The 22,856-nt window shown below is 42.6% G+C and carries 20 protein-coding genes and 2 tRNA genes; 10 read left to right on the top strand and 12 right to left on the bottom strand.

Annotated elements, in window-relative coordinates:
* Positions 1-3: 3 nt before the first annotated feature.
* The 7 genes from C9991_RS00835 to C9991_RS00805 all read right to left on the bottom strand — a co-directional run bounded on the left by C9991_RS00835 (position 4) and on the right by C9991_RS00805 (position 7,339).
* Positions 4-1,131: a Clp protease ClpP gene (locus C9991_RS00835; RefSeq protein ID WP_106810758.1), complete on the bottom strand. Its 1,128-nt coding sequence runs from the start codon at positions 1,129-1,131 to the stop codon at positions 4-6.
* A gap of 96 nt (positions 1,132-1,227) precedes the next feature.
* Positions 1,228-1,656, bottom strand: coding sequence for a hypothetical protein (locus C9991_RS00830; protein WP_157949321.1), 429 nt, complete (start codon positions 1,654-1,656; stop codon positions 1,228-1,230).
* A 77-nt stretch (positions 1,657-1,733) separates the two neighbouring features.
* Positions 1,734-2,057, bottom strand: coding sequence for a hypothetical protein (locus C9991_RS00825; protein WP_157949320.1), 324 nt, complete (start codon positions 2,055-2,057; stop codon positions 1,734-1,736).
* A gap of 783 nt (positions 2,058-2,840) precedes the next feature.
* Positions 2,841-5,762: a hypothetical protein gene (locus C9991_RS00820; RefSeq protein WP_198643725.1), complete on the bottom strand. Its 2,922-nt coding sequence runs from the start codon at positions 5,760-5,762 to the stop codon at positions 2,841-2,843.
* A 98-nt stretch (positions 5,763-5,860) separates the two neighbouring features.
* Positions 5,861-6,424: a hypothetical protein gene (locus C9991_RS00815; RefSeq protein ID WP_106810755.1), complete on the bottom strand. Its 564-nt coding sequence runs from the start codon at positions 6,422-6,424 to the stop codon at positions 5,861-5,863.
* A gap of 163 nt (positions 6,425-6,587) precedes the next feature.
* A complete protein-coding gene (locus C9991_RS00810) occupies positions 6,588-7,121 on the bottom strand; it encodes a helix-turn-helix transcriptional regulator (protein ID WP_106810754.1) in 534 nt (177 codons plus the stop codon).
* The gene (locus C9991_RS00805; RefSeq protein ID WP_106810753.1) at positions 7,109-7,339 is read right to left on the bottom strand and encodes a hypothetical protein; all 231 of its coding nucleotides are present in this window, start codon (positions 7,337-7,339) and stop codon (positions 7,109-7,111) included. Before C9991_RS00805 ends, C9991_RS00810 begins: the two co-directional genes overlap by 13 nt.
* 278 nt (positions 7,340-7,617) lie before the next feature.
* Between C9991_RS00805 and C9991_RS16560 the strand changes: the two genes are divergently transcribed.
* The 9 genes from C9991_RS16560 to C9991_RS00760 all read left to right on the top strand — a co-directional run bounded on the left by C9991_RS16560 (position 7,618) and on the right by C9991_RS00760 (position 15,499).
* The gene (locus tag C9991_RS16560) at positions 7,618-7,887 is read left to right on the top strand and encodes a hypothetical protein (protein WP_157949319.1); all 270 of its coding nucleotides are present in this window, start codon (positions 7,618-7,620) and stop codon (positions 7,885-7,887) included.
* A 114-nt stretch (positions 7,888-8,001) separates the two neighbouring features.
* Positions 8,002-8,074 (top strand) — tRNA-Met (locus C9991_RS00795).
* 237 nt (positions 8,075-8,311) lie between these two features.
* Entirely contained in the window at positions 8,312-8,986 is a 675-nt protein-coding gene (locus C9991_RS00790; RefSeq protein ID WP_106810751.1) for a hypothetical protein, read from the top strand.
* 2 nt (positions 8,987-8,988) lie between these two features.
* A complete protein-coding gene (locus C9991_RS00785) occupies positions 8,989-9,318 on the top strand; it encodes a hypothetical protein (protein ID WP_106810750.1) in 330 nt (109 codons plus the stop codon).
* A gap of 110 nt (positions 9,319-9,428) precedes the next feature.
* Positions 9,429-10,343, top strand: coding sequence for a helix-turn-helix transcriptional regulator (locus C9991_RS00780; RefSeq protein ID WP_106810749.1), 915 nt, complete (start codon positions 9,429-9,431; stop codon positions 10,341-10,343).
* 59 nt (positions 10,344-10,402) lie between these two features.
* Complete coding sequence (locus C9991_RS00775) at positions 10,403-11,575, top strand: hypothetical protein (protein WP_198643724.1); 1,173 nt, start codon at positions 10,403-10,405, stop codon at positions 11,573-11,575.
* Between the two features lie 88 nt (positions 11,576-11,663).
* Positions 11,664-12,740, top strand: coding sequence for a DUF262 domain-containing protein (locus tag C9991_RS00770; RefSeq protein WP_106810747.1), 1,077 nt, complete (start codon positions 11,664-11,666; stop codon positions 12,738-12,740).
* Between the two features lie 18 nt (positions 12,741-12,758).
* Positions 12,759-13,217: a GmrSD restriction endonuclease domain-containing protein gene (locus C9991_RS00765; RefSeq protein ID WP_106810746.1), complete on the top strand. Its 459-nt coding sequence runs from the start codon at positions 12,759-12,761 to the stop codon at positions 13,215-13,217.
* Positions 13,214-15,499 carry a DUF262 domain-containing protein gene (locus tag C9991_RS00760; protein ID WP_106810745.1) on the top strand — a complete coding sequence of 762 codons (2,286 nt, stop codon included), beginning with the start codon at positions 13,214-13,216 and terminating at the stop codon, positions 15,497-15,499. The genes C9991_RS00765 and C9991_RS00760 overlap by 4 nt, the downstream gene beginning before the upstream one ends.
* Before the next feature lie 434 nt (positions 15,500-15,933).
* Here C9991_RS00760 and C9991_RS00755 read toward each other — a convergent pair whose 3' ends face one another.
* The 3 genes from C9991_RS00755 to C9991_RS00745 form a co-directional block, all read right to left on the bottom strand.
* Positions 15,934-16,926, bottom strand: coding sequence for an ISAon1 family transposase (locus C9991_RS00755; protein ID WP_106810744.1), 993 nt, complete (start codon positions 16,924-16,926; stop codon positions 15,934-15,936).
* On the bottom strand, positions 16,892-17,281 hold the full coding sequence (locus C9991_RS00750; RefSeq protein WP_106810743.1) for an ISAon1 family transposase N-terminal region protein: 390 nt from the start codon (positions 17,279-17,281) through the stop codon (positions 16,892-16,894). Before C9991_RS00750 ends, C9991_RS00755 begins: the two co-directional genes overlap by 35 nt.
* Positions 17,282-17,510: 229 nt before the next feature.
* A tRNA-Lys gene (locus C9991_RS00745) sits at positions 17,511-17,583 on the bottom strand.
* Positions 17,584-17,758: 175 nt separating this feature from the next.
* Here C9991_RS00745 and C9991_RS00740 point away from each other — a divergent pair.
* Positions 17,759-19,093 (top strand): hypothetical protein, encoded by a 1,335-nt coding sequence (locus C9991_RS00740; RefSeq protein ID WP_232823207.1) that lies wholly within the window; start codon positions 17,759-17,761, stop codon positions 19,091-19,093.
* 88 nt (positions 19,094-19,181) lie between these two features.
* On the opposite strand, the gene C9991_RS00735 is transcribed toward C9991_RS00740, so the two are convergent.
* Positions 19,182-21,446 carry a RelA/SpoT family protein gene (locus tag C9991_RS00735; RefSeq protein WP_106810742.1) on the bottom strand — a complete coding sequence of 755 codons (2,265 nt, stop codon included), beginning with the start codon at positions 21,444-21,446 and terminating at the stop codon, positions 19,182-19,184.
* A 38-nt stretch (positions 21,447-21,484) separates the two neighbouring features.
* Positions 21,485-22,834, bottom strand: coding sequence for a lytic transglycosylase domain-containing protein (locus tag C9991_RS00730; RefSeq protein ID WP_106810741.1), 1,350 nt, complete (start codon positions 22,832-22,834; stop codon positions 21,485-21,487).
* Positions 22,835-22,856 lie beyond the last annotated feature (22 nt).

Below are 22,856 nucleotides of genomic sequence, written 5' to 3'. Positions count from 1 at the left end.
CAATTACACATTTTTAACAAGGTTAAACACATCCTGAGCTGTAAACGACTGCTCAGCAGAATCAGGCTTATCATCGGTAGAGTCGCCAGCTGAACCCTTGAGGGCTGCAATCTGCTCATCACGTTGCTTGACATCGTTCTGAGCCTGGGTGAGCTGATCCTTGACACGTTTGAGGGCAGTACCTGCCTCGTTGACAGCCTTGGAGTTGTCCTCCACCTGCTTCTTGAGCGAGTGAAGCTCATCATTGATAAGCTTCATCTGCTCCTGAGTAAGAGTGACATTGCCCTCGTCGTTGGTGGCGAAACCTTCAGCGACGTTGAGCAATGCCATGACAGAAGCGAAAATCTTAATCATCTTATTACTTTGAGAGAATTTTGGTGCGTGTTGGTTACGGAAGAGGGACTTGAGACCTTCACACGTCTTTTGAAGGAAGCTCTGAGTTGGATTGCCATCACCATCAACCACAGATGCCACCTTAGAGGCGACATCATCCGAGGTTTGCGGTAGAGATAACGGCGGTATGCCTGCATCCTTGAATTGGTTAGAGATATCGTAGTTGTTGACGAACTGGGCAGAGAACTCGGCAGCAGCCTTCTCAGCCTGCTCATCCTCGCGGATGGAGTCGACAAGGCCGAAATCGAGAGCTTGCTGAGCAGTAAGCCAGTTGCCCCGCTTCATCTGAGCGAGGCATTCATCGACGGTCTTGCCCGTCTTGTCGGCATAGAGCGAGGCAAGCACCTCGTCGAAGTTCTTGAGGGAGTCGCGCTGCGCCTGAAGCTTGCGGACGAACGCATCAATCTGCTCCTTGTTGCTTTGCTCATATTTATAGATGAGAGTAGAAACATTATGTATCAAGAAGAAGCTGCCTTTGACAATGTCGATGGATTTGCATCCGAGCATAGCAATAGTAGCGATTGAGGCGTTCATTCCGAAGGCGTGGGCATGGACGTTACCATGATCCTTGAAAGCCTGGTGCATTTCAAGGCCATCTTTGACGAAGCCACCGAGCGAACAGAATCCGACATGAACCTCCTTGCCCTTGTTATTGTTGAGCACATAGCGTACATAATCGGCCGAGCAACCACTCCACCAATCGCCGATAGTGCCAGATATTACGAAATTATATTCCATAGCTATGAATTTTCGGCAAAGATAGAGCTAAGATAGAGCGGATGAAAATACTGAGGCAAGTGAGACTAAGCCCCAAAATGAGCACGGAGACGGTCATCAACCATATACATTCTGAATAATATAAGGTGGAAGGTGGTCGGACTTGAAGGACACATTAATCTCTGTGAGCTGATTGTCGGTTATAGACTCTGGGCAATTCTCAGTCACAACAATCTGGGTGTAGGGACGACCATTGATGCCAACAAGATATTGCCTGTCATCGGTAAGGGTGACGCGGAATACCATGTGCCGTTGGCGGATAATCTTGAGTGTTTCGGGCGTGAGCAGCTTGAGAGTGGTTGTTACTATAGTATTATTGTCCTCAGTCTTGCTCGACGAGACGAGCGAAGGATGATTGCGCACGCAGATGGGAGTCCAGACGACAGACGACGGGATGTAGACCTTGCGCGAGCCTCGCCGCTCAAGGGACTTGATGTCGGTAGTGTAAGCATACTCGACAGACTTGACAATTTTGATTGATTTCATAGGAGTGAACGGTATTGAACGCATCTGAACAAAAACGGTGTTCTTGTCGGTACGAATTATAGAAAAATTAACATAATTTACTTGCTGTGGTCACGCGATGAGCGCCGCAGGTCGATGCCCGACTTGAGATATGCGTTGCGCATCCGCTGAAAACGCATCTTGACAGTATCCTCATAATCTATGCTGATGCCATTGTTCTGACACCATGCCCGGACAGCCTTCAGGAGAGGACAATGCAGGGTCTCATAACCGTTGAGGTCATGCCAAAGCTGGAGCCGGAACGTGTCCTCGATGCAGTCAGCCACGGCAGCACGCGCATGAGAGCCGAGGTGGTTGTAGGTGACAACCGGCTTCTGCTTGCTGTCGGGTATACAGATAGCAATCTCTCCAGGCTGACACACAGCCGGCATGGACGTAGGCTGACGGGTGAGGAAGCGACGGATGCAAGCATTCTCGGCACTCTGGTCCGGGAAGCGGACTGGAGTGCCGTAGTGGAATGTCAGCCATTGAACGATGAAGGGCTTGAGCTTGAGATATACGACGAAGTTTGACACGACTGCTATATTATTAGTTATTATTTATTAGTTGTGGATATTTCCCTACAAAATTAGGAAAAATAGAACAAATATCCTTATGTTTAAGGGTGGTTTCCCGTGTTTATTAGGATTTTCTTTTTGTATTTCTGAGTTTTCGCTGAGTCTGTTATGTTTTTGTACGAAAAGTTTGTGACAGAGTGAAAGTTTGTGACAACGCTGTAACTATCTGAATATCAAATGTTGCAAAATTAAGTCGGGGCTTATCACAAGTTTGTGACAGAGACCGAAGTTTGTGACACACCAAGACTGTTGAAATGTCGTTGCAAACTTTGTAAGTTTGTGACAACTTTGTGATGTAAGTTTGTGACAGTTTGTGACAAGCCGAAACCCCTTTATTTACTATGTTTTTAGACTTTTTTGGAACATCTTATACAAAATCACAAAGTTTTAAGACAAAATAAGAGAGGGGTGTCGGGGAACAGAAGAAGGCCCCGGCGGGAGTCTCAGAGAAATGCCTGTGGAAATTTGGAACACTCTGCTACAGGTTGTTGGAATATGGGACAACGAAAAAGCGGACCGCACAGGCAATAAATACCTGGCAGTCCGCCACCCATTGAAGATTAAAGCGAAATTATGATAGAAAAAAGATTAGAACGGCCGATTGTCTTCCTCGCCATCGAACTGCAGCTGTTGCTCCTTGGGAGGCTCAGCTGCTGCATCTGTAGACATGGAGCGCACATAGAGCATATCCTTGGTCTTACGCAGCTCAGGAGTGATCTGAACAGCTTTCTGGATGCGTCCGCTTGAATTACAATACTCCGGAGGGTTGATACAGTCAATCCAAGGGCAAAGCTTACCGAAGGCCTTGAGCTTCTTGGTGAAGGCTTGCATGGTGATATGCTTGACATTGGCGAACCTCTGATAATCGGTGAAGACATCGTCACGCGCGATGAACTTGTCGAGGTTGTCACCTTCGGTCGAGAAATAGCCATTGGCCCAATCCTCGAAGTTGACACCCATAGCCGCCTTCAGACGGCGACGCTCCATGTTGGACATAGGAGGCTGCGGTTTGATGCCAGAATCCTTGACAGAGAGATAGTAGCGGCAGCATTGAATCCAAAAGTTGAGGTCACAGTTCCACTCCTCCTCGCTGTAGTCGTAGGCATAGAGAGTCTTGCCGAAGTCGTCGCGGATGGAGCGAGTCTCATGATAGTCATTATCCTCAGTCTTCTGGTGATACCAATCGGAGAACACCATGTACAATGATCGAGCCTCGGATGACGGGTCGAAGTCCTGGGGCACATAGTTGGTGGTGAACGCCATCTTTGGCGACTCATCGAAGCTGATGGTGAAGGAACGGTTGTTCTTTGGGTTCACATTCATGTCGGAGGTGATATTGTCGTAGAAGAGACCGAGATTGAGATAGCGGTCGCAATCATCGACAAGCAGCATGTCTGTAAACTGGCTCACCTGGTCGAACACATGAGGGTTGTCCATCAGTTTCGGGTTACGGCCAGACAGTTTGACTGTTTTCATCAAGAAGGACAGCACCTTGAAGAAGAATGATTTGCCGGAGCGGCCATTGCATTCGTCCTCGTCGCCTATCTTATTGTCCATGGCCAACGGGGCCCAAGCCCGGACTGAGTCCTTATAGCGATGCAGCATGTAGCCGAAGGTGAATATCTTGTTAATGAGGTTACGCTTCTGTTCCTGGATCTCATAGGCAGTAAGGCCATCACCATCGATGCGGAAGGGATGAGCCTTGACATACTCCTCTGCAGACTTGCGGTCGTCCTTGAACCTGGTCTCAGTCTCAGCACGCCAATACAGACGTGACGTGTTGATAAGATAACCGAAAAAATGGCTCTTGACATTTTTAATCTTTATATCGAGAGTAATCTGGCCATCCTCGTCCTCTGACTGTGTAATCTCAAACATATCATCCAACGCCTTGAACCGATGCGGAATGACATCCTCCTCCCACACGTAGTTATGCAAGTCGTCGGCACCAGGGTCATATTCCTTGATACCATTCGACTCGCCTACAGGCTTGCACACCTCAACCGTCTTGTTAGGAAAGAAGAAGTATTGCGAGTTGGGCGTGAAGTTGATAAAGTTAAGGTCAACCTCCTGAAGCGACTCAAGAGCTGCAGGAGAGAGTTTGGTGGTATTAAGCACCAGGTTGAGGATGTTGCGATCCTCGAACCTATCAACCACCCATCGACGGATAAACTCACGAATATCCTTGACATTAACACGCTTGACAATATTGCCCTCGACACGGACGAACTGTGTATTGGCCGAGTTCTCGTCGTGCAAGGCATAGAAGCCGTTGAGCTGGAGGAAATTGTAGAGACACGCTGTATCAATCTCAGTCTTAGGTTTGCCATCCTTGGCGAAGTATTGCACCCAAAACTTAGCCGGCATGGCTATCTTGAGCAGGTTGCGGAAGTCCTTGCGCTCGCTATGTATCTCGAGCCAATCGCGCAAGTCCTTGCGAGGCTTACCGCGGTTATCCTTGAAGGTCTGCAGCTTGTCTGGAAGCCAAGCGGTATGGATGTCGATGAAGCGCAAGGCCAACTCACGGCCCTTGCGACGACCAGTCTCATCGATGTCTGGAATATTATACAGCACCTCGACATATTTCATTATCTCCTTGTACTCATCTACGGAGAGCTGGTAGGTCTCGGAGTTGAACCATAAAGGAGGATAGCCCATCGAGCGACAGCACAGAGAGTCACGCTCGCCAGAGCAGATGACAGCCTCAGGGAGTTTCTTTATCTTGTATGGTTTATCGTCGCCATGCTCGGCATTCCAAAGCTTCTCTTCTTCATCGTTGTACTTCTTGTATGCTTTAATAAGTTCCGACAGCCCATTTATATACGACCGGGGTTTGGCACCTGCAGGAGTGTAGGAAAAACGAAATCCCTTGTCGCAGTTGAAAGGCTCGTACACCTTGTAGAACTTCTTCTCTGGCTGTGTAGGAGTGGCTTCCTCAATGACACACTCACGCATGAAAATCGGGTAGTTATCGGTAGAGTATTTTATGGTAGTCTTACGATCCTTGACGTTGCTTATCCATTTGACCGAGTACCAATGCAGAGCTTCGACATCAGCTTGAGTGACACGCGGGCCGAGTACCTTAAGTTCCCGTTCCGTAAACTTGTCTTTAAGCTCCCATCTGCGTGTACCATCCTTTTCATCAGCCAGAGCATCACGCTGTCGAATATCCGGTTTATTGAGAGACCGATTAAGTTCATCGCGTACACCATATTCCGCAGCCATCTGTAGTATGGCCTCGTTGAAGCGTGAGCGGTCGAAGCCCTTCTCACGCATATATAAGTCGACGGCGTTCTCGCCTCGTCCATCACCACCGAAGTCTGTAACCTGCCATATCCGACCATATTTTTTCGAGTCGTATTGCCGTAGGCAAGCCGACGGCGTGCGTTCGTTGCGAATGGCAAAGTGCTTGTTCTTCTGGCCTACACAATCCTTAGCTTGCGGAAAGAGGTCGAGGATGATGTTCAAGCCACCATTTGTTTCGCTTAATATTTTTTCTACTGTTATCATTTCGCTTATTGTTTTGTTCTTCAGGGTGCAAAGTTAAAGCGTGCCACGCTCATGGGGAAAACACGCGGAGCGTGGCATGGAGTTGCAGAGTCACGTTGTCACGATTCCGTGGAGAGTTTTTCAGATTCTTCCTCGTCGACTAATCGCATAGCCTCCTTTACAGCAGCTCTAAATTTATCATTTTTCCTCATACTTTTAGCTAAAGCCATGCTAAAAACACTACATTTACCTTCCGCCCAAGTTTTTATTGGATAAGCATCCTTTGCAGATGAGCACATGAAGAATACCGTACGGTTATCCTTACGGCACATATCGAACACAGCATCAACATAGCTGAATACAACCTCATTTAGATCATAAATTGCTTGAGGGTGATTAAAAGGAGGATAAGGAACCAACTGAGGAACCTGCTGTATAGATACACCATCCTCGCCAATGACCACACCAGGGCGCTCGCTATTAAGCGTACGGTAGGCAATGCCGAACTTATCCCACAGGATATAATCAGCATTCTCCAAGGCTTCATCCTCAAACTCTTTGCTCTTGCCATCTACACCAAGGCAGCAGCCTTCAGAGTATTGTATAATATGGAAGTCCTTTGACAAGACTCCGGTCTCTTTGAGAGACTCGGTAAATTTTGTATAACTATCTATTGTTATCATAATCGCATTCTATATTTTTAAGATATTCTACATATTTTAGAAGTAAACTGCACCATCGGCCGTTAAGACAGTGGCGCATGTGAGGGCACGAGTCGCATTTCATAACTTCAACTGCGCCATGAAAGTTACACCCTCTATCCAGGAATCCATTTGAGATTTCATATTAATAATTTTTTAACCTTAGTACTCTGATAATATCGCGGCAATGCTTAACGCCACACTTCTCCTTGATTCGTCGCAGCTGCACCTTGACAGTCTGTGCGTTCTTTCCAAGCCGCTCGGCAATCTTGGTAAAGGTAAGCCCCTCAAGGTAGAGGTCAGCAATCTCACGCTCACACTTAGAGAGCTTGATCATTGACTTTGGCTTGCATATAACGCCCTCATGCTCACAGATGCCTCGCAGAGGACAGCGGACCTCCTCGAAGTGCATGACACCATTGTCGAGGTCTTGAGAGAGATAGTCATGCTCGCCGAAGTTGCAGCGTATGAAACGGTCTGCGATACGGAAGGCGACGCGCTTGTACAACAAGGATAATGTTGAGTAGCACTCTGGCCAATACTTTTTCACTCGATTGTTAACAAAATCGATAATGTCGGTGTTGAACTTGGTCAACCGTCTTGACTCCTTGCCTGGTTCCTTGTAGTATACGGAGCCATCGGGGGTGACGTAAAATTCTAATGTCTTTAATTTTTCCATATTTCTTCGTTTTTAATAGCTTCATTGCAAGCAATACGCTCGACCGTACTAAGGAAAAACCCATCGACACCTGTCAGCTTGCGACGAATTGTACTATAGTTCATATCGTAAGCAACAACCAGATATTTCAGGAAAAGTCCCTTATTCTTCTTTGACAGGTTACCATAGTAATCCTGCAGGTTCAATGAATCGATTTTATGTTCAATTTTCTTGTTCATGTCGGATTTAGTCACTAATTTTGACGCAAAGATATAAACTATTTGCTAATTATCCTTATGTGTCAGGATAGAATCTTCCTAATTCGTAAGGATTTTAACACTAATTAAAAATGAAGTACGAAAATAGCATGGTAACGAGCCAAAGAGTTAAGGAATTACTTTCCAAAAGCGGAATGACGTTCTCAGAGTTAAGCCGAAGACTATGGGGCCCAAAGTCTCACAACAGTATATCATATTTCGATTGTCGACCAGACCTAAAGGTATCTACACTAATTAAAATGGCAGAGATCTTCGGTTGTTCTTTAGATGACCTCCTTATCAAGTCGGACAACAGCTCGGACACTCCGAACATACAAGGAAATAATAATGTTGTTAACAGTAACTATGTCAACACCGATGTTACTACACTCAGAGCTGAAATAAAGGCCCTGAAAATGGTAATCTGCGAGAAAGACCAGAGGATTGAAGACTTAAAAAATACTAATAAAGAGCTTGGTCAACGCTTAGACTACGTTCTGCAAATAGGACGTGAAAAGGACCATAAATAAGAATATTGAACCCCAAAAGTGATCAATGTTATTAAGATTTCTGTCTGAAACCCGGGAATATAAGGAATCGCCCATCCTGCCTCCGCAACAAAGATTAAATTTTATGGTTAATATCGCGGAGTGGAGCAGTTGGTAGCTCGCCAGGCTCATAACCTGGAGGTCGCATGTTCGAGTCCTGCCTCCGCAACTAATAACGACATAGCAAGTTGTAAAGCAACGAGTTATGTCGTTTTTTCATTTTATACTGCGACAAATCTACGACAAAGATTTTGTACTTTTGTAAATTGTATTGCAAAAGACTATAAAAAGCTATAGTGTAACTTAATATTATTTCATTATAAAATGGAGTTGTGCCCACAGTTGGCATAGCTCCATTTTATTTTTGCACTGTATTTATGATTATAAAGATATAAGCATTAATAAAATGGAAAAAATCGCACTTGAATCATTACGGCTGATTGCGGCAGATTATGTTAGCCAACAAGTAATCAACGAGCTTCGTTCAGAAGGTATATATTCAATAAAGAACAGCCCAAATGTACATGTTAATGTCGTGTTGGTGTCTACTGACAAAGGAGCCGATAGCGTTAATGAAATCTTAGAAACACATGCATGTACAAGAAGAAATGTCGTAATAAAAATGAATCCAGAACTCAGTATCAAAGAAGAATCTGACATTTTCTCTATATTGTCTTTTCAGGCAGATAGCAATCCATACTTAGAATTGAAAAAGTTTCTGCAACTATATAATATATGTATAGAGAAGCATGGTCTATTATGCTTTGATTTGTCTGATTTCTCAATACTTATAAGAGGAAGGAACGTAATATCTACCCACTCGTATGTGTATAAAAAAGACATAACAGAAGCTCTTGCGCATCTAAAGTCAATATATATAAAAGAAAATGGCAGGTATATTTTGGCTATTACCATAGCCAATGACTATACTGATGAGATGAAAAAGATAACGCTTCCTGAAAAGATGATGCTTCCTGTAGGTGACTATATGGAAACCTTTCCGGATAAGAGCCTATTATATCTTACAATCACGATAGCCACGCCGAAAACATTAACTTTATTCACATCAGTACCTTTGTAGAAATGAAAGATAATGTCAAAAATCAACAGGCACGTGCTGTCTTAAAAAGAAGAATTATTTCTTTTCCTAATGACGGTGAGTTGCGAGTGGAAAGTATAATCAGAGAGTTTGAAGATTATGCAATGATTGATTGCAAACAATATGACAAGGTTGTGCTACAGTTTATTACTGCATCAGTATATCCGTTGAAAAAGAGTGAGTTATGTCAGTTGGTCTCGTTCTTTGCAAATAAGTTTCACAAAGCAGAATATACATGGGAGACTGGAACAGATGAAAAGTTAGACGAAAAATTGTTGGTCCAACTTTTATGCAGCTGCTTCTCCCACCTATAAGGTTGCAAATTGCAACCTTGTAGAGCGAGATTGATTATGATGGTATGAAAAAAAGACACACCATAGCAATATCTTAGCAGCCGAAACGTTATCGTATATAAACGACAAATATGGCACTGAATCAAACCAATAAGCTCGTATGGATTGTGGAAACCATCTATAAGGCACATAAGATTTCATTCGAGGAATTGAACCGCCGCTGGATGGATAATGTAGATTTGAGCGGTGGTGAGGAGATGTTGAAGCGCACTTTCCATAAGTGGAAGTGGAATATCTTCGACACCTTCGGATTGTCGATAGACTGCGAAAAGACCGCTCCATATAGGTATTATATCGCCAACGTGGAGGATATGAAGAGTGGAAGTATTGAAAATTGGTTGCTCAGTACGCTATCGGTGAGTAATTTTCTCCTTGAAAGCAAATCTGTCAAGAACAGGATTATCCTTGAAGACGTGCCCAGTGGCAGGGAATATTTGGAGCTGATAATAGATGCGATGAAGAAGAACCGCTTCATTCATATCAACTATTTCAACTACTGGAAAGGTGACACGCGCGACCATTATGTGATGCCGCTATGCGTAAAGCTATACCGCCAACGCTGGTATTTGGTTGGGCGTAATTGGCCTGCAGGCTATGACCTCGTCTTTTGTCTCGACCGCATACATGACTTCCGCCTTTCGAGCCACACGTTTGAATATCCTGAAGAGTTCAATCCACAGGAATACTTCAATGGTTGTATAGGTGTAATTCCTGGCGATGGCACCGACATTGAGAAGGTAAAAATCAAGGTCAGTACCAGTCAGGCTAACTACCTGCGCGACCTTCCTCTGCATGAGTCGCAACAAGAGACTGAGCAAACAGATGAATACAGCATCTTTGAACTGCATGTGCGCCCGACATTCGACTTCCAACAGGAACTGTTATGGAATGGTGAAGACCTTGAAGTACTCGAGCCGCTATGGCTACGTAAGGAGATTGCAGGAAAAGTAAAGAGAATGTGGAACAAGTATAAGGATGGTGAATAGATATGGCATAGAATAAAATTGTTGTATATTAATAAATCCAACTGTAATCAATGGAGAACATGAATATTCAAGAAAAACTGAGACTATGGGCTGAAGAAGCCTATGAATTTTATTCAAAAGAGGCAAGAGTCCTTGATTTGGATTTTTACACTCAGTCAGACCTTACCCAACTTACAGACGACAAGCCCGTTGAGCTAATGGTCATTGGCATCAATCCTGGGTATGGAGGACATTATCAGAAAGACCGATTTACCAAACCCGAATATTTGCTGCATGGAAATTGTGATTTCAAGAAAGAGGGTGCCCCTCATCTCAACATCTTTGAATGGCGCATCGTAAGAAGGCTCCGTTCCATTCTTGATTATGGCTATTTTGGTGATTTAATGAAAGATGAAAGTCGTTTTGTACTCACTAATGCCACTTTCTTTTCTACGCATAAGGAAACAGGTCTTAATGGATTAAAAGTCAAAGAGGCACAGAAGGCATCAATTGAATATACAAAAATGTTGATAGACATTATTCGCCCAAAACACATTATTTGCTTGGGTGGAAAGAATTGTATGAAGTTGCTGTTGGATAGCAAAAATCCTTTACTTGGTGATGTTGTCAAACTTGATTACGGGGAAATAGACAGTATCCCTACTTATGGCATTGAACATACTTCTTCATCTTGGTCGATTGAGCAGATGGAATTGGTGTGCAAATCTTTAGGGCGTGCTTTTAAGTTGGATAATGAGCCTATTGATTACAGAGAATTTTATGCCAAATCAAAAGACATTCTTGAATCATTCACAAAGAAAAGAAATGACAGAGATGAGATAAAGCATGAAATCACCCTTCGTTGGGAGTATATTTATGCCAGTCTTTGCAATTACTGCAAATTTAATATAGGTTTAGAAGTCTATGAAAAGAAAGAGAATATAGAAAGATTATCCATAGCTGACCAGCAAGGCAATCCTGTTTTGCTTATTACTATTTCCAACCAGTCTGAAAAGCAAATTGGGGTCCGTTCTCTTAAAAACAATCATCCTAAAGACGAGTTTTTTGATGCGATATCATCTGCGTTAATGGACATCGACAAGTCTTTCAAGCCAATGATTAATAACCAAGGAAAGGTAACATGGATAGGATGTCTTAACATTGCAAGCCGACTCAAGGATACAGACGCTTTTATCAATGAGACAAAGAGCATACTTGACAAGGCAGTAGAAAGAATGCGTTTAATACTCTAATGTCTTTATTAGACCTACATTGTTTGAACCTATTTACTAAGCTAAAGAGGTTGCTAGAATGATAAAGAAAATGTAAAAAAGAAAACTTATGAGCAAGAATGTTTCACTTAAATCAATAGTTGATTTTGAAAACGACAATATCAACTTCTATATTCCCAGCTATCAGCGAGGGTATAGGTGGAAAAGCCGACAAGTCAGTCAGCTGATAGATGATATTGACTCTTTTAGTCCCACCGAATCCACTCCTTTCTATTTTCTCCAGGCATTAGCTGTTGCTAAAGATACAGAGAATAATAGAGTAAATGTAGTGGATGGACAACAGCGACTTACCACGTTAAAGCTGATACTCGGTGAGGAAAGTGGCGAATTACCAATTGACTATGCCCGTGAGGCGAACCAGGCTCTCGATAAGTATTTCATGAATATGGCCAAAGACGTTATTGAGGAAAAATTGGTTAAGATTGGACCCGAAAGAAGAACCGAATTCTGCAAAAAGATTAAAGAGTGTTGCAAATTTCTCTACTATGAAGTTGAAAAGGCTAAAGAATTGTCCACATTCAACGATCTTAATAGCGGTAAAATTCCAGCAAAAGATTCAGAATTGGTAAAATGCGTCATGCTGACTTTAGGAAATGACGAGACATCGAATGTAACGAAAGCGCGTGCTGACGAATGGGACGATATTGAACGCATGCTTAATAACAATAGTTTTTTTTCATTCATAACGCCACGTAACACCTGGAAAGAAGATGATGGAATGACTGTTCTGTTGCGCTATGCAGGATTAATTCCAACGAAGACAGAACAAGAGGAAGAGGTTTTTCCTTTTCTTACAAGAATTCTTGACGAACTGAAGACCAAGTCGCGTATCACGATTTGGGAAATGATATATTCAGTATTTTATCGTTTATTAGAATGGTACAACGACCCTCTCATGTATCATGCTTTTGGAGCTATTGTTCATCAAAGAAATAATAAGGATATCAAGCCCAAAACAAGAAAGGAGATATTGGACGCTATAGAAAAAATGGCAGAATACAAGCCAAAAGAAGACAAGAACGATTACTCCAACTGGGGAGAAGATTTATTTAATTATCTGTTGCTCAGCAATGTCGCTTTCTGTTGGAAAAGATGGGCCTATCGCTATAGCTTTGAAATGCATTGACAAGTAGAAGCTTGGTCGATTGAGCATATATTTGCCAGAAACCAAAAAGTTTTGGATGAAAAAGAACTAGAAGAGTGGTTAGGCAATGACTATTCTAAAAGTGTGTTTGACGAGTATCAAAAAGAATGCGGAAAAGGAAAAGGAGATGATTGGCTAGCTAAAAAACTAGGCAGTAGATACCCGACAACAGAAGATAATTCTATCGGGAATCTTGCATTGTTGCCAAAAGATGCAAACTCCTCGTTAAATAACAAGTTGTTTGAAGGAAAACGGGAAGCTGTTTCTGAATGGGCACGTAATAGTTGGACTGAGTATTGGGCACCTCCTGTCACAGAAGCCGTGTTTATGAAATCACTCCCTGGATTAAAGATGACAGATCCATATTGGTCAGAAGAAGATAAAAAAGCTTATCGAAATTCTATGAGCAAGGACATCGATAGTTTTATTGACAAATTAAAGAATCCTGTAAAAATATGAAAAATAATATTTTAAAGCACTATATAGAAGTACCAGACAATTTGTTTGCACTATTGTCCAGGTATCGTGTGGTTATTCCTGGCATTCAACGCCACTATGTCCAGGGAGCCAATAATCCCAAGGCCGAAAGCGTACGTAAACAGTTTATAAAAGAAATCTTCACTGCAATAGAAAAAAAGCAGAATGAATTCAATCTGCATTTCATCTATGGCCCCATCAACACTAATGGAGAAGATTCTTTTGTACCCGTAGATGGTCAGCAACGCCTGACCACCTTATGGCTGATTGCAAGGTACGCAGTGGAAAAGGCAGAACCCTCAAATCGTAAGGAACTACTGCGCTTACTTTCTCGTTTTACCTATGAAGACAGAATCAATGCTAAACGATTCTGCCAGGCATTGACTTGTGAAGACTCGAGATGGGACATTACCCAAGACCCGAATCCTGATATTCTTTGTCAGGATTGGTTTGTGGACTATTGGAAAGAGGATGAAACTGTAGCTTCTATGATAAGAATGCTTTCCACTATTCATGAAGAATGGAATAAACACCAAGACTCCATCACAGCAGAGGATATTTTGGAGGCCATTGCCTCAAAAATCAGATTTAATCTGAAGATAGATGCCTTTGGTGATGATATCTACATGAAGATGAATGCCCGTGGATTGCAATTGACACAATGGGAGAACTTCAAAGGCAAATTCTCTGAAGACTTATGCGAAGATAAAAAAGAGTGGTGGGTTAAAGAGATGGAAGAGCTTTCCAATCGTTTTTTCACTTGTTCAGACGAACAACACGAATTGCCGGATAATGCTTTCTTCGCTTTGTATGCACGAATCATGGCCTACGAAGCGAAAAAAACTGGCGTGGATTGCGGTAATGGCATCAAGGAACTTGCAGCATACACCCACAATACCTGGAGTCAGATTGAACTTCCATTTGTTCCCTATTCTGATTTTTCAGGTATCACTAATAAAGAATCCATCGCTTCAACTGTTGCAGCCACATGTGTAAAGATGATAAAAACTGTTCTGGACCGCTACCAAAAAATAGTGCCTTACTTTGGAGACAGAACTTTATTTGAGACATTCTTTCATCCCAAAAATAAAAATGATCTCGATTTTACACTTTGTTGTTATGAATATTTTAAGAAATTTGACAATATAGAAACTAAAGATTTCTTAAAGGCTTTGCGTTTAATGTGGAACATCCTCGAAAATGTACAAGACAACAGGGTTGAACTTGTCAAAAAAATCATAGACTTAGAGGACAAAACATTGTACTCTCGCCAAATCAAGGAAATAATCGGTTCAAATCCTCCAGAGCAAGCAGAAGAGGAAGCTGAAAAGGCTATCCAAATGCAATGTAATGATCAATCCATACCAAGTGATTGGAATGAGGAAACACTTGGTAAATGGAGTAATTGGAACGATGCAATAGAGAAAGCTGAAGAATGTGCGTTCTTTCATGGTTCCATCCGTTTCCTTTACAGAAATAGTAATGGAGAAAAACCTTGGGAGAAGTTTGCGACCAAACTCTGTAATTGCATAGACCTCTTTACCAAAGATGGACTTTCAGAGGAAAAGAAGGTAAAAGCTAACCAAGTGCTTATTTCTCATTGCGAAAATTGGATAAATCTCATACGGAAACCGGTATTTGATACAGATAAAGAGAGTTGGAAACAAGTTCTAACTGACATTAATCTTTCAGAATACGTGAATGGTCTGCTTTTATCACCGAATGAGATTGCAGATAGTCATGACGATATCATACAGTTATTAATAGATAATAACATCTGGAAGAATCTTATAAACGAGAATTCTGGATATAAACTTGAATGGAAGGCCAACTCTCCATCGTTATGGTTAAACAGGTATCTATATTTAACGCTGAAATTGACGCGCAACAATCGTGAAGATATCTTAGATGCATTTATTGGCGAATCTAAAGTAACATTCGATGCACCAGAAGAAAAACGATATAGGACAATAAAAGGCAAAAATTACTATTTTGCAGTACCTATGTGTTTTGCGTATAAATACAAAGGTAAAGAATACCATTTTGCTTGGCAAACATCGGGAAACATAGATATGTATGATAATAATTGGAATAAGTTATTCGATCTATACTACAAAAAGTATGGCGAAGGATTTAATATCGCAATTGACGATCAATCAGACCATGACTCTTCATATTATATAAGAATGATTGAAGATTGTATTGAAAGGTATGTGAAATTAAAAGGCAATCATACAAGTTCTTTGCCAGTACCACATAAGTAACACTCCAGTACCACATAAGTAACACTCCAGTACCACATAAGTGAAACTCCAGTACCACCTATATGAAACTCCAGTACCAGTTGGGTGGTACTGAAAATGGTACTGGGAGCGTGCGTCAAGCTTATTGTAATCTTGTCACGTTTGCGCTCATAACGCCTGTTGTTTTTTTGTCACATATAATTTACTCAAATATGATAGAGAAAGTTTTTTACTTTGTAAATATCCTTTCGAATTGTTGAGTTGTTGCCATAAAAAATGCTACTAATGGTTGTGAAACCAAAAGTAGCATTTTTATTGTCTATTGAAAAAGACAAAACGATTTACAAATCTTAAAATAGTCAAATTGTGTAACATAAGCCGTTCATAATCAACGAATAACGACATAGCAAGTTGTAATACAACTGGTTATGTCGTTTTTTGGGGTCAGTGGAAATTTAGTGGGGATAAGCATAAATCTTTGCAAGTCGATACAGAAAGAACTTTTCATCAACGATACCCCTTAGTGATGCTCTGAAGGCTTTGATTTTCGCATTAAAGGATTCAGCTGCAGCATTAGATGATCTATTTTTATAAAAGTTAAGAATATCATCGTAATGTTCATAGAATGTTGCAGCAATAACATTGAAAGAACGGAAGCCAGCTTCTTCCACTTTGTTGTACCATTTAGCCATAGAAAGTCTTGCGGCATCCTTAACAGTATTTTTTGAGAAAATCATTCTCAAAGAATGCGAGAGTCCATAAGCTGTCTTCAAATCTGGATATTCTCTAAATAGGATCTCTGCTCTCTTGCTTTGTGACAGCGTCCATTTCTCTCCTGATTTGAAAAGAAGATACCTACTCCTTGCTAGCAATTCCTTTCTCGTATCTCCGTTCTCATATCGAAAAGGCACGTATTCGCGTCCTTCAAGTTTTGCATTCTCCATGTCGTCATTGGCCTCTTGTATAGCATCCCAACGATGCTTAATGCGCATTTCTTGCACAGCATCGCAAGCAAGCTTCTGTATGTGAAATCTATCAATTACTCTCATTGCTTTTGGAAAGCATGTGCGAACAATCTTTCTCATGGAGTCTGACAAATCTAATGTAACCTCCTCAACGATATTCAGAAGTGCTTCCGGTATATGCTTCAAGGCATTGATAACGTCCTCTGACTTAACACCCTTGACAATTGCAACCAGACATTGATCTTTTCCGTGTCTGTCCCTGTTGGTGACGATTGTGCGCAATTCACCGTTAGACATAGAGGTCTCGTCTATTGCCAAATTACGACCTACGTTGTCAGGAAAGACAAGCCATTCATCGGCATGTTCTAGTTCTGACCAGGTACGATAGTCACTCAAGACATCCTTGTATTGTTTATCCAACGTATTGGAGTTTACATGGTAGTATTGCTCAAGCGTACGGCAGGTCGTCGGGGATATGTCCATACGTCTCTTTTAAAAAAGCCGCAAACTCTTTCGAGTAGCGGGTTCCTGATTCGGTAACACTAATACGGTCGACAAATGTCTCTCCTGTTTCCTTGTTTCTCCATCTACGACGACGAAGTACAAGAATCACTTTATGGTCACGAATCGGAAAATCAGTTATGCGTACAGCATCCATAAAACCTTTGGATTCGTAGTCCTCAGATTTTTGGAGATAAGCATTCATACGCTCGTCTAGATAGATGGTCATACTCATTGAGTCAATATCAGACTCATCTGTTTCTATCTTGACGATATCGAAATTGTCCAGTATTTCTTTGGGAAGAACTATACGGGCTAATTGTTCAAGCATGTTCATAATGCAAAGATACAAAATACTATGAAACAAAAAAAACATCCACAGTACTTTTCCACTGAGCCGTTTTTTGGTTTTAGGGTGCGACAAATCTGCGACATAGTTAATAAAACAAATTGATAAACTGTTTATGTACTGGTTTCATAAAATATTGTGGGATAAAAAACAAACAAAAAAAGGACTTTACCGAAGTAAAGCCCCTTTTAATGGATTTGTTTGATTGTATGTTTTGTGATCCGCATGGGGCTCGAACCCATGACCCCAACATTAAAAGTGTTGTGCTCTACCAGCTGAGCTAGCGGATCTCCGTGTTTGCCTTATGTTTTAAAGCGAGTGCAAAGGTACGACTAATTTTTTGAATATGCAAATGTTTTATCGTTTTTTTGACAACTTTATTTAATCATTTGTATATCTCGTAAAAATACAGTAATTTTGCAGTAGCTTTTACATAGGATAACATTGTTAATTTTAAAAAGATATATGTCTTCTAATAATACAACAGCTTCTAATGCCTCTGCCTGGACCGAGGTAGAATATTCGGCTCGCTGTATGAGCCCTTACATCAGTACACCTATTTATATACCAGAGGAAACTTCTTATTATCTTTGTCGCAAGGGTGGTGTTCGCGAGCAGCACAAGCTTACGTTTGTGGTCTTTCGTGCCGAAGGTGCCGATCCTGATGATTGGGAAGATTCTCCAATGATGGGACGTCTTGATATCTGCGTACTTGGTGATGGGGATGAGGAGGTAGAACCTGTTGAGGCTGTATACCTTGGTGTACCTACCGAGCAGTTTATAAATGTGGTACGCGAGGATGATAATGAGATAGTGTTCGACTTTACATGGAGATATGGTTCTATAAGTATCGACCGTGCCACTAAAACAGATGAGGGTTGGGTTGTAAAAAAGGACGACTTCGGTGAGGATGGTATTGCTATGTATCTAACTCCACGCAAGGGCAATGCTTTCACACTGAGATTAGTAATGCCTTATGTAGGTTTTTCGCTTACTGATGATAAAGGTAATCGTGTAAGTGGCGATATCGAGATTAAGCATGAGGACGTATCCAACTACAATTATTGTTTTGTTGGCAATCCTTCTAACGACCGATTTCAGATTTCGCTTGACGATAATAAGCTCAATTATATGTGTGTGCTTACTGAGGACAATCGCCTTTCTGTTCGCGATATGCGTGAGCGTCTTGCTCTTGTTGACGAGATTGAGACAGAAGGAACACTCGACCAGTTGCTTATGGGTGCCCATTCTATATTGGTTAAGAACAAGTCGTCGCGTTGGCGCATACAGCTTACGGGTGAGGATGTAGATGGAGCAAGCGATGTGGAGATTAACGGTGTAGCATTGGCACGTTTTGCTTTTGAGCGTTATACAGAAGATAAGGAGGTTGATGAGGACTTGCTTGCCCAACGTCTTATGCATATGGAGCAGCGTTATGCCTTTCAATGGTATTGGCTGTGTGATGACGATTGGAGCCACGAGAATCTTGAGGGGCTTATGGATATGGAAGGGTTGGATGCCGATCCTGAGAAGATGATGCGTCAGGCTCTGCTCTTCAATCGTTACGAGACATTTATGAAGCGACTTGCTGCCTTCTCGTATATATCACAACGTACCATACAAGGCGACCAGCTTCAGGCTCGCAACAACAAGCGCAAGATAGCTCGTTGTGTACGTCATCTATTGGCCCATCGCGCAGGCGAGGAGAATGTATGGGAACTAGATGAGGAAACACGTAAGGAAATACAACACTTCCATGGAACATTCCACCGCGAATTTGTTGCAGCATTGGAAGAGTAATCTAATAGCAAGACGCCCAGTAAGTGAAAAACGTTTTTTATTAACGTTCTTCCCTTACTGGGCATCTTTTTATTATCAAGAGCGTGTCTTACAATATCTGCAACACCTCTTTTATATCTTCAATCTTGCGCAGTTCGTCAATTATAACCTTTACTTCGCTGCGGTCGTGCACTCTTATCTCAATCTGTCCGTCGAATATACCCTCGTTGCTCTCAATTGTCATCTTGTGTATATTTACATCAAGTTTGTCCGAGATTACCTCTGCCACATCATGCAGCATACGCTTGCGGTCGATGCCTCGTATCTCTATTGTGGCATCGAAGAACATTACCTTGTGCATATCCCACTTTGCGTCCAGGATACGCTTGCCATAAGTGGCTTTTAGTTTGGCGGCAACCTCGCAGTCGCGTCGATGTATCTCAATGCGGTTCTTGTTGTCTATGAATCCCAAGATGTCGTCGCCTGGAATAGGGTGACAGCATGTGGGGAATACAAACTGGCTTATATTTTCCTCGTTGATAAATACAGGTTTCTTCTTGTTGAAGCCTTCGCCAACGGTGAAGAATTTCTTCTTCTTATCCTCATTATCATCTTTCTTGCCTAAGAAAGGTACAAACTTGCGCCAGCCACCACCATTGTTCGATTTCTTCTCATGCAACTCCTCAAGGTCCTTGTCACCAAGAAGTACGGTGCGCTTGCCGATAGCAAGGAATAGATCGTCAGTCTTCTGATATTCATGAAATTCGCATAACTTAGTCAGCACAGGTGTGGTCATTTCAAGACCATTCTTGCGCAACCAGTCGTCGAGTATTTGTTCGCCCTTCTTCTGTGTCTCGCGATTATCGCGGCGCAGTATTGCCAGAATCTTGCCCTTAGCTTTAGCAGTAGACACAAAGTTTATCCATGACTGCTGCACGTGTTGTGACTTGGAAGATAGTATCTCTACCTGGTCGCCACTCTGCAGTCGATGACTTAGCGGTACAAGTTTGTGGTTTACCTTTGCGCCAATACAATGGCTGCCGAGGAATGTATGAATCTGGAAGGCAAAGTCGAGAGCTGTACATCCGGCAGGCATAGTCTTGATTTCGCCCTTTGGTGTAAATACAAATATCTCGCTTGCAAAGAGGTTTAGTTTTACGGTATCAAGGAAGTCCATAGCGTCAGGCTGTGGATCGTCAAGAATCTCCTTGATTGTAGACAACCAATTGTTGAGTTCGGTATCATCGTTAAGTTCAGCCACTTCGCCATCCTTGTATTTCCAGTGGGCTGCAAAACCCTGTTCGGCTACCTCGTCCATGTGGTCGGAACGAATCTGTACCTCAATCCACTTGCCCTGGTTAGACATCAGCGTAACATGCAAAGCCTGATAGCCATTAGCCTTAGGATGGTTTACCCAATCGCGCAGACGGTCGGGGTGCGATTTGTATATCTGGTTGATAGCCACGTATATGCGGAAGCACTCGTTAATTTCATCCGAGCGAAGCTTAGGAGTGTAGATGATGCGTACAGCGAGAATGTCGTAAATCTCGTCGAATGTTACGTGCTTGTTCTGCATCTTGTTCCAAATAGAGTAGGGGCTCTTGACACGAGCCTTTATCTCATACTGTATGCCCATACGGTCGAGAGCCTCGCGTATAGGTTTTGTGAATGATGCAAAGATTTGGTCGCGTTGCGCTTGTGTGTCGGCCAATCGGTTTTTTATGTACTGATACTCTTCAGGATGCTCGTATCTGAAAGAAAGGTCTTCAAGTTCGGTCTTAATCTTATTCAGACCAAGACGGTTTGCAAGCGGAGCATATATATATAATGTCTCGCCAGCAATTTTGTATTGTTTATTGGCTGGTTGCGACTCAAGCGTACGCATATTGTGTAAGCGGTCGCATATCTTGATAAGGATGACGCGAATGTCGTCGCTCATCATCAATAGTAGCTTCTTGAAGTTCTCTGCCTGTGCCGAGGCTTGGTCGCCGAATATACCACCTGATATTTTGGTTAGTCCATCAACAATTTGTGCTATTTTCGGCCCAAATATATTCTCTATATCCTCTACCGTATAGTCGGTATCTTCCACTACATCGTGCAGCAGTGCTGCACATATGCTCGTAGATCCCAATCCCATTTCCTCAGCTGCAATGCGAGCTACGGCAATAGGGTGCATAATATACGGTTCGCCCGAAAGTCGGCGCACACCTTTGTGCGCCTGTCGAGCGAAGTTAAAGGCTTTAGTAATGATATCCACCTTTCTGCGGTGTCTTGAGGCGAGATAGATATCAAGCACTTGCTTGAAGGCTCCTTCGATGAGCTTGTCATCGGCAGCCTCCCTTTGCTGGTCTTTCAGTTTCTGGTCATCCATAGTACAAGTCTCCTATGTATAGGTATTTGGGTAAGTAGCTATTTTATGCGTAACTTCTTGCCTGCGCGTATGCTGCTACCGCTAATTTTGTTTAGTTTCTTAAGCTTGCTTACGGTAGTGCCGTTGCGTTTGGCAATGTCTGAAAGAGTGTCGCCCTGACGAATTGTTACGTTGCGTCCTCCTTTGTTCTTCTTTCCCTTCTTGCCCTTAGAGCGTGATTTGCGGCTTGACGTACTCTTGCTTCTTGACGAGCTTGAGCTGCGTCGTGAGTACGAGGGAACATCATCGTTTACCTCAACCTCTGTGCGCTTTGCCAGCAGCACGTCTGGTCGATAAGCGTATATAGAGTCTTCGTTGTCGATAAACTTGCCAACAAGTGTGGCTGGAAGTCGCAGCGCCATTGGTCGTGTAGAGCCATTGACAATATTGCGTCTATACTGCGGGTTTAGTTGTTTGATTTGGTCGATCTCCATGCCTAACACCTGTGCCACTTGTTCGAAGTGAACGTCGCGGCTAACAACCACAGTGTCGATCTTGCTTGGTAGGTTGGCCTGCATAGGACAGATGTTGTGGTCGCAGTAGTAGTTCATTATATAGTTTGCGGCGATAAACGCCGGAACATATCCTCTTGTTTCCTTTGGCAGGTATGGATATATCTGCCAATAGTCTGTAGCACCGTTTGAGCGGTGTATTGCCTTGTTGATATTCTCTGGTCCGCAGTTGTATGCTGCGATAACGAGATTCCAGTCGCCGAATATCTTATACAGGTCGCGCAGATAATGTGCTGCTGCATACGAGGCACGTACAGGGTCGCGACGTTCGTCTACAAGTGAGTTTATCTCAAGTCCGTATTGCTTGCCTGTAGCAAGCATAAACTGCCATAGACCTGTAGCACCTACGTGCGATACGGCATTTGGGTTGAGGGCCGACTCTATAACGGGCAGATACTTCAGCTCAAGTGGCAATCCGTACGATTCGAGAGCCTCTTCGAATGTAGGCATATAGAAGTTTTGTGCGCCAAGCATAATGCTAACCGATCGGCGCAAGCGTCCGCTGTATCGGTCGATAAACTTCTGCACCACATCGTTGTATGGCAATTCTATAACCGATGGTATGCGTGCCAGTCTTTCCTTATATACCTCCTTGCTGTACACCGGGTTTACGTCGGGCATATTGCAGTCGGTGTTAATATTAAGATATGTACGGTTGTTGTAAACCGACAGCAGCGAGTCGTACTCGTTAGTCATTGCTTCTGGCAGGTCGATAATCTCCTTCTTGCCTTCGGCATTAGTTACGGTAATTTCGGTCTCGTTGTCGTCGCTCTGCGCGAGGACTGGGGTAGAGAAGCCAATAATTGCTGCGGCTATCAATACAAATGTCTGTTTCATCAATCTTTTAAAGTTTATACTT

This window comes from Prevotella merdae (assembly GCF_900290275.1).
Classification (GTDB): Bacteria; Bacteroidota; Bacteroidia; order Bacteroidales; family Bacteroidaceae; genus Prevotella; species Prevotella merdae.
The sequence above is the reverse complement of the archived record's forward strand: the minus strand, read 5'-3'. Positions and strand labels throughout refer to the sequence as shown.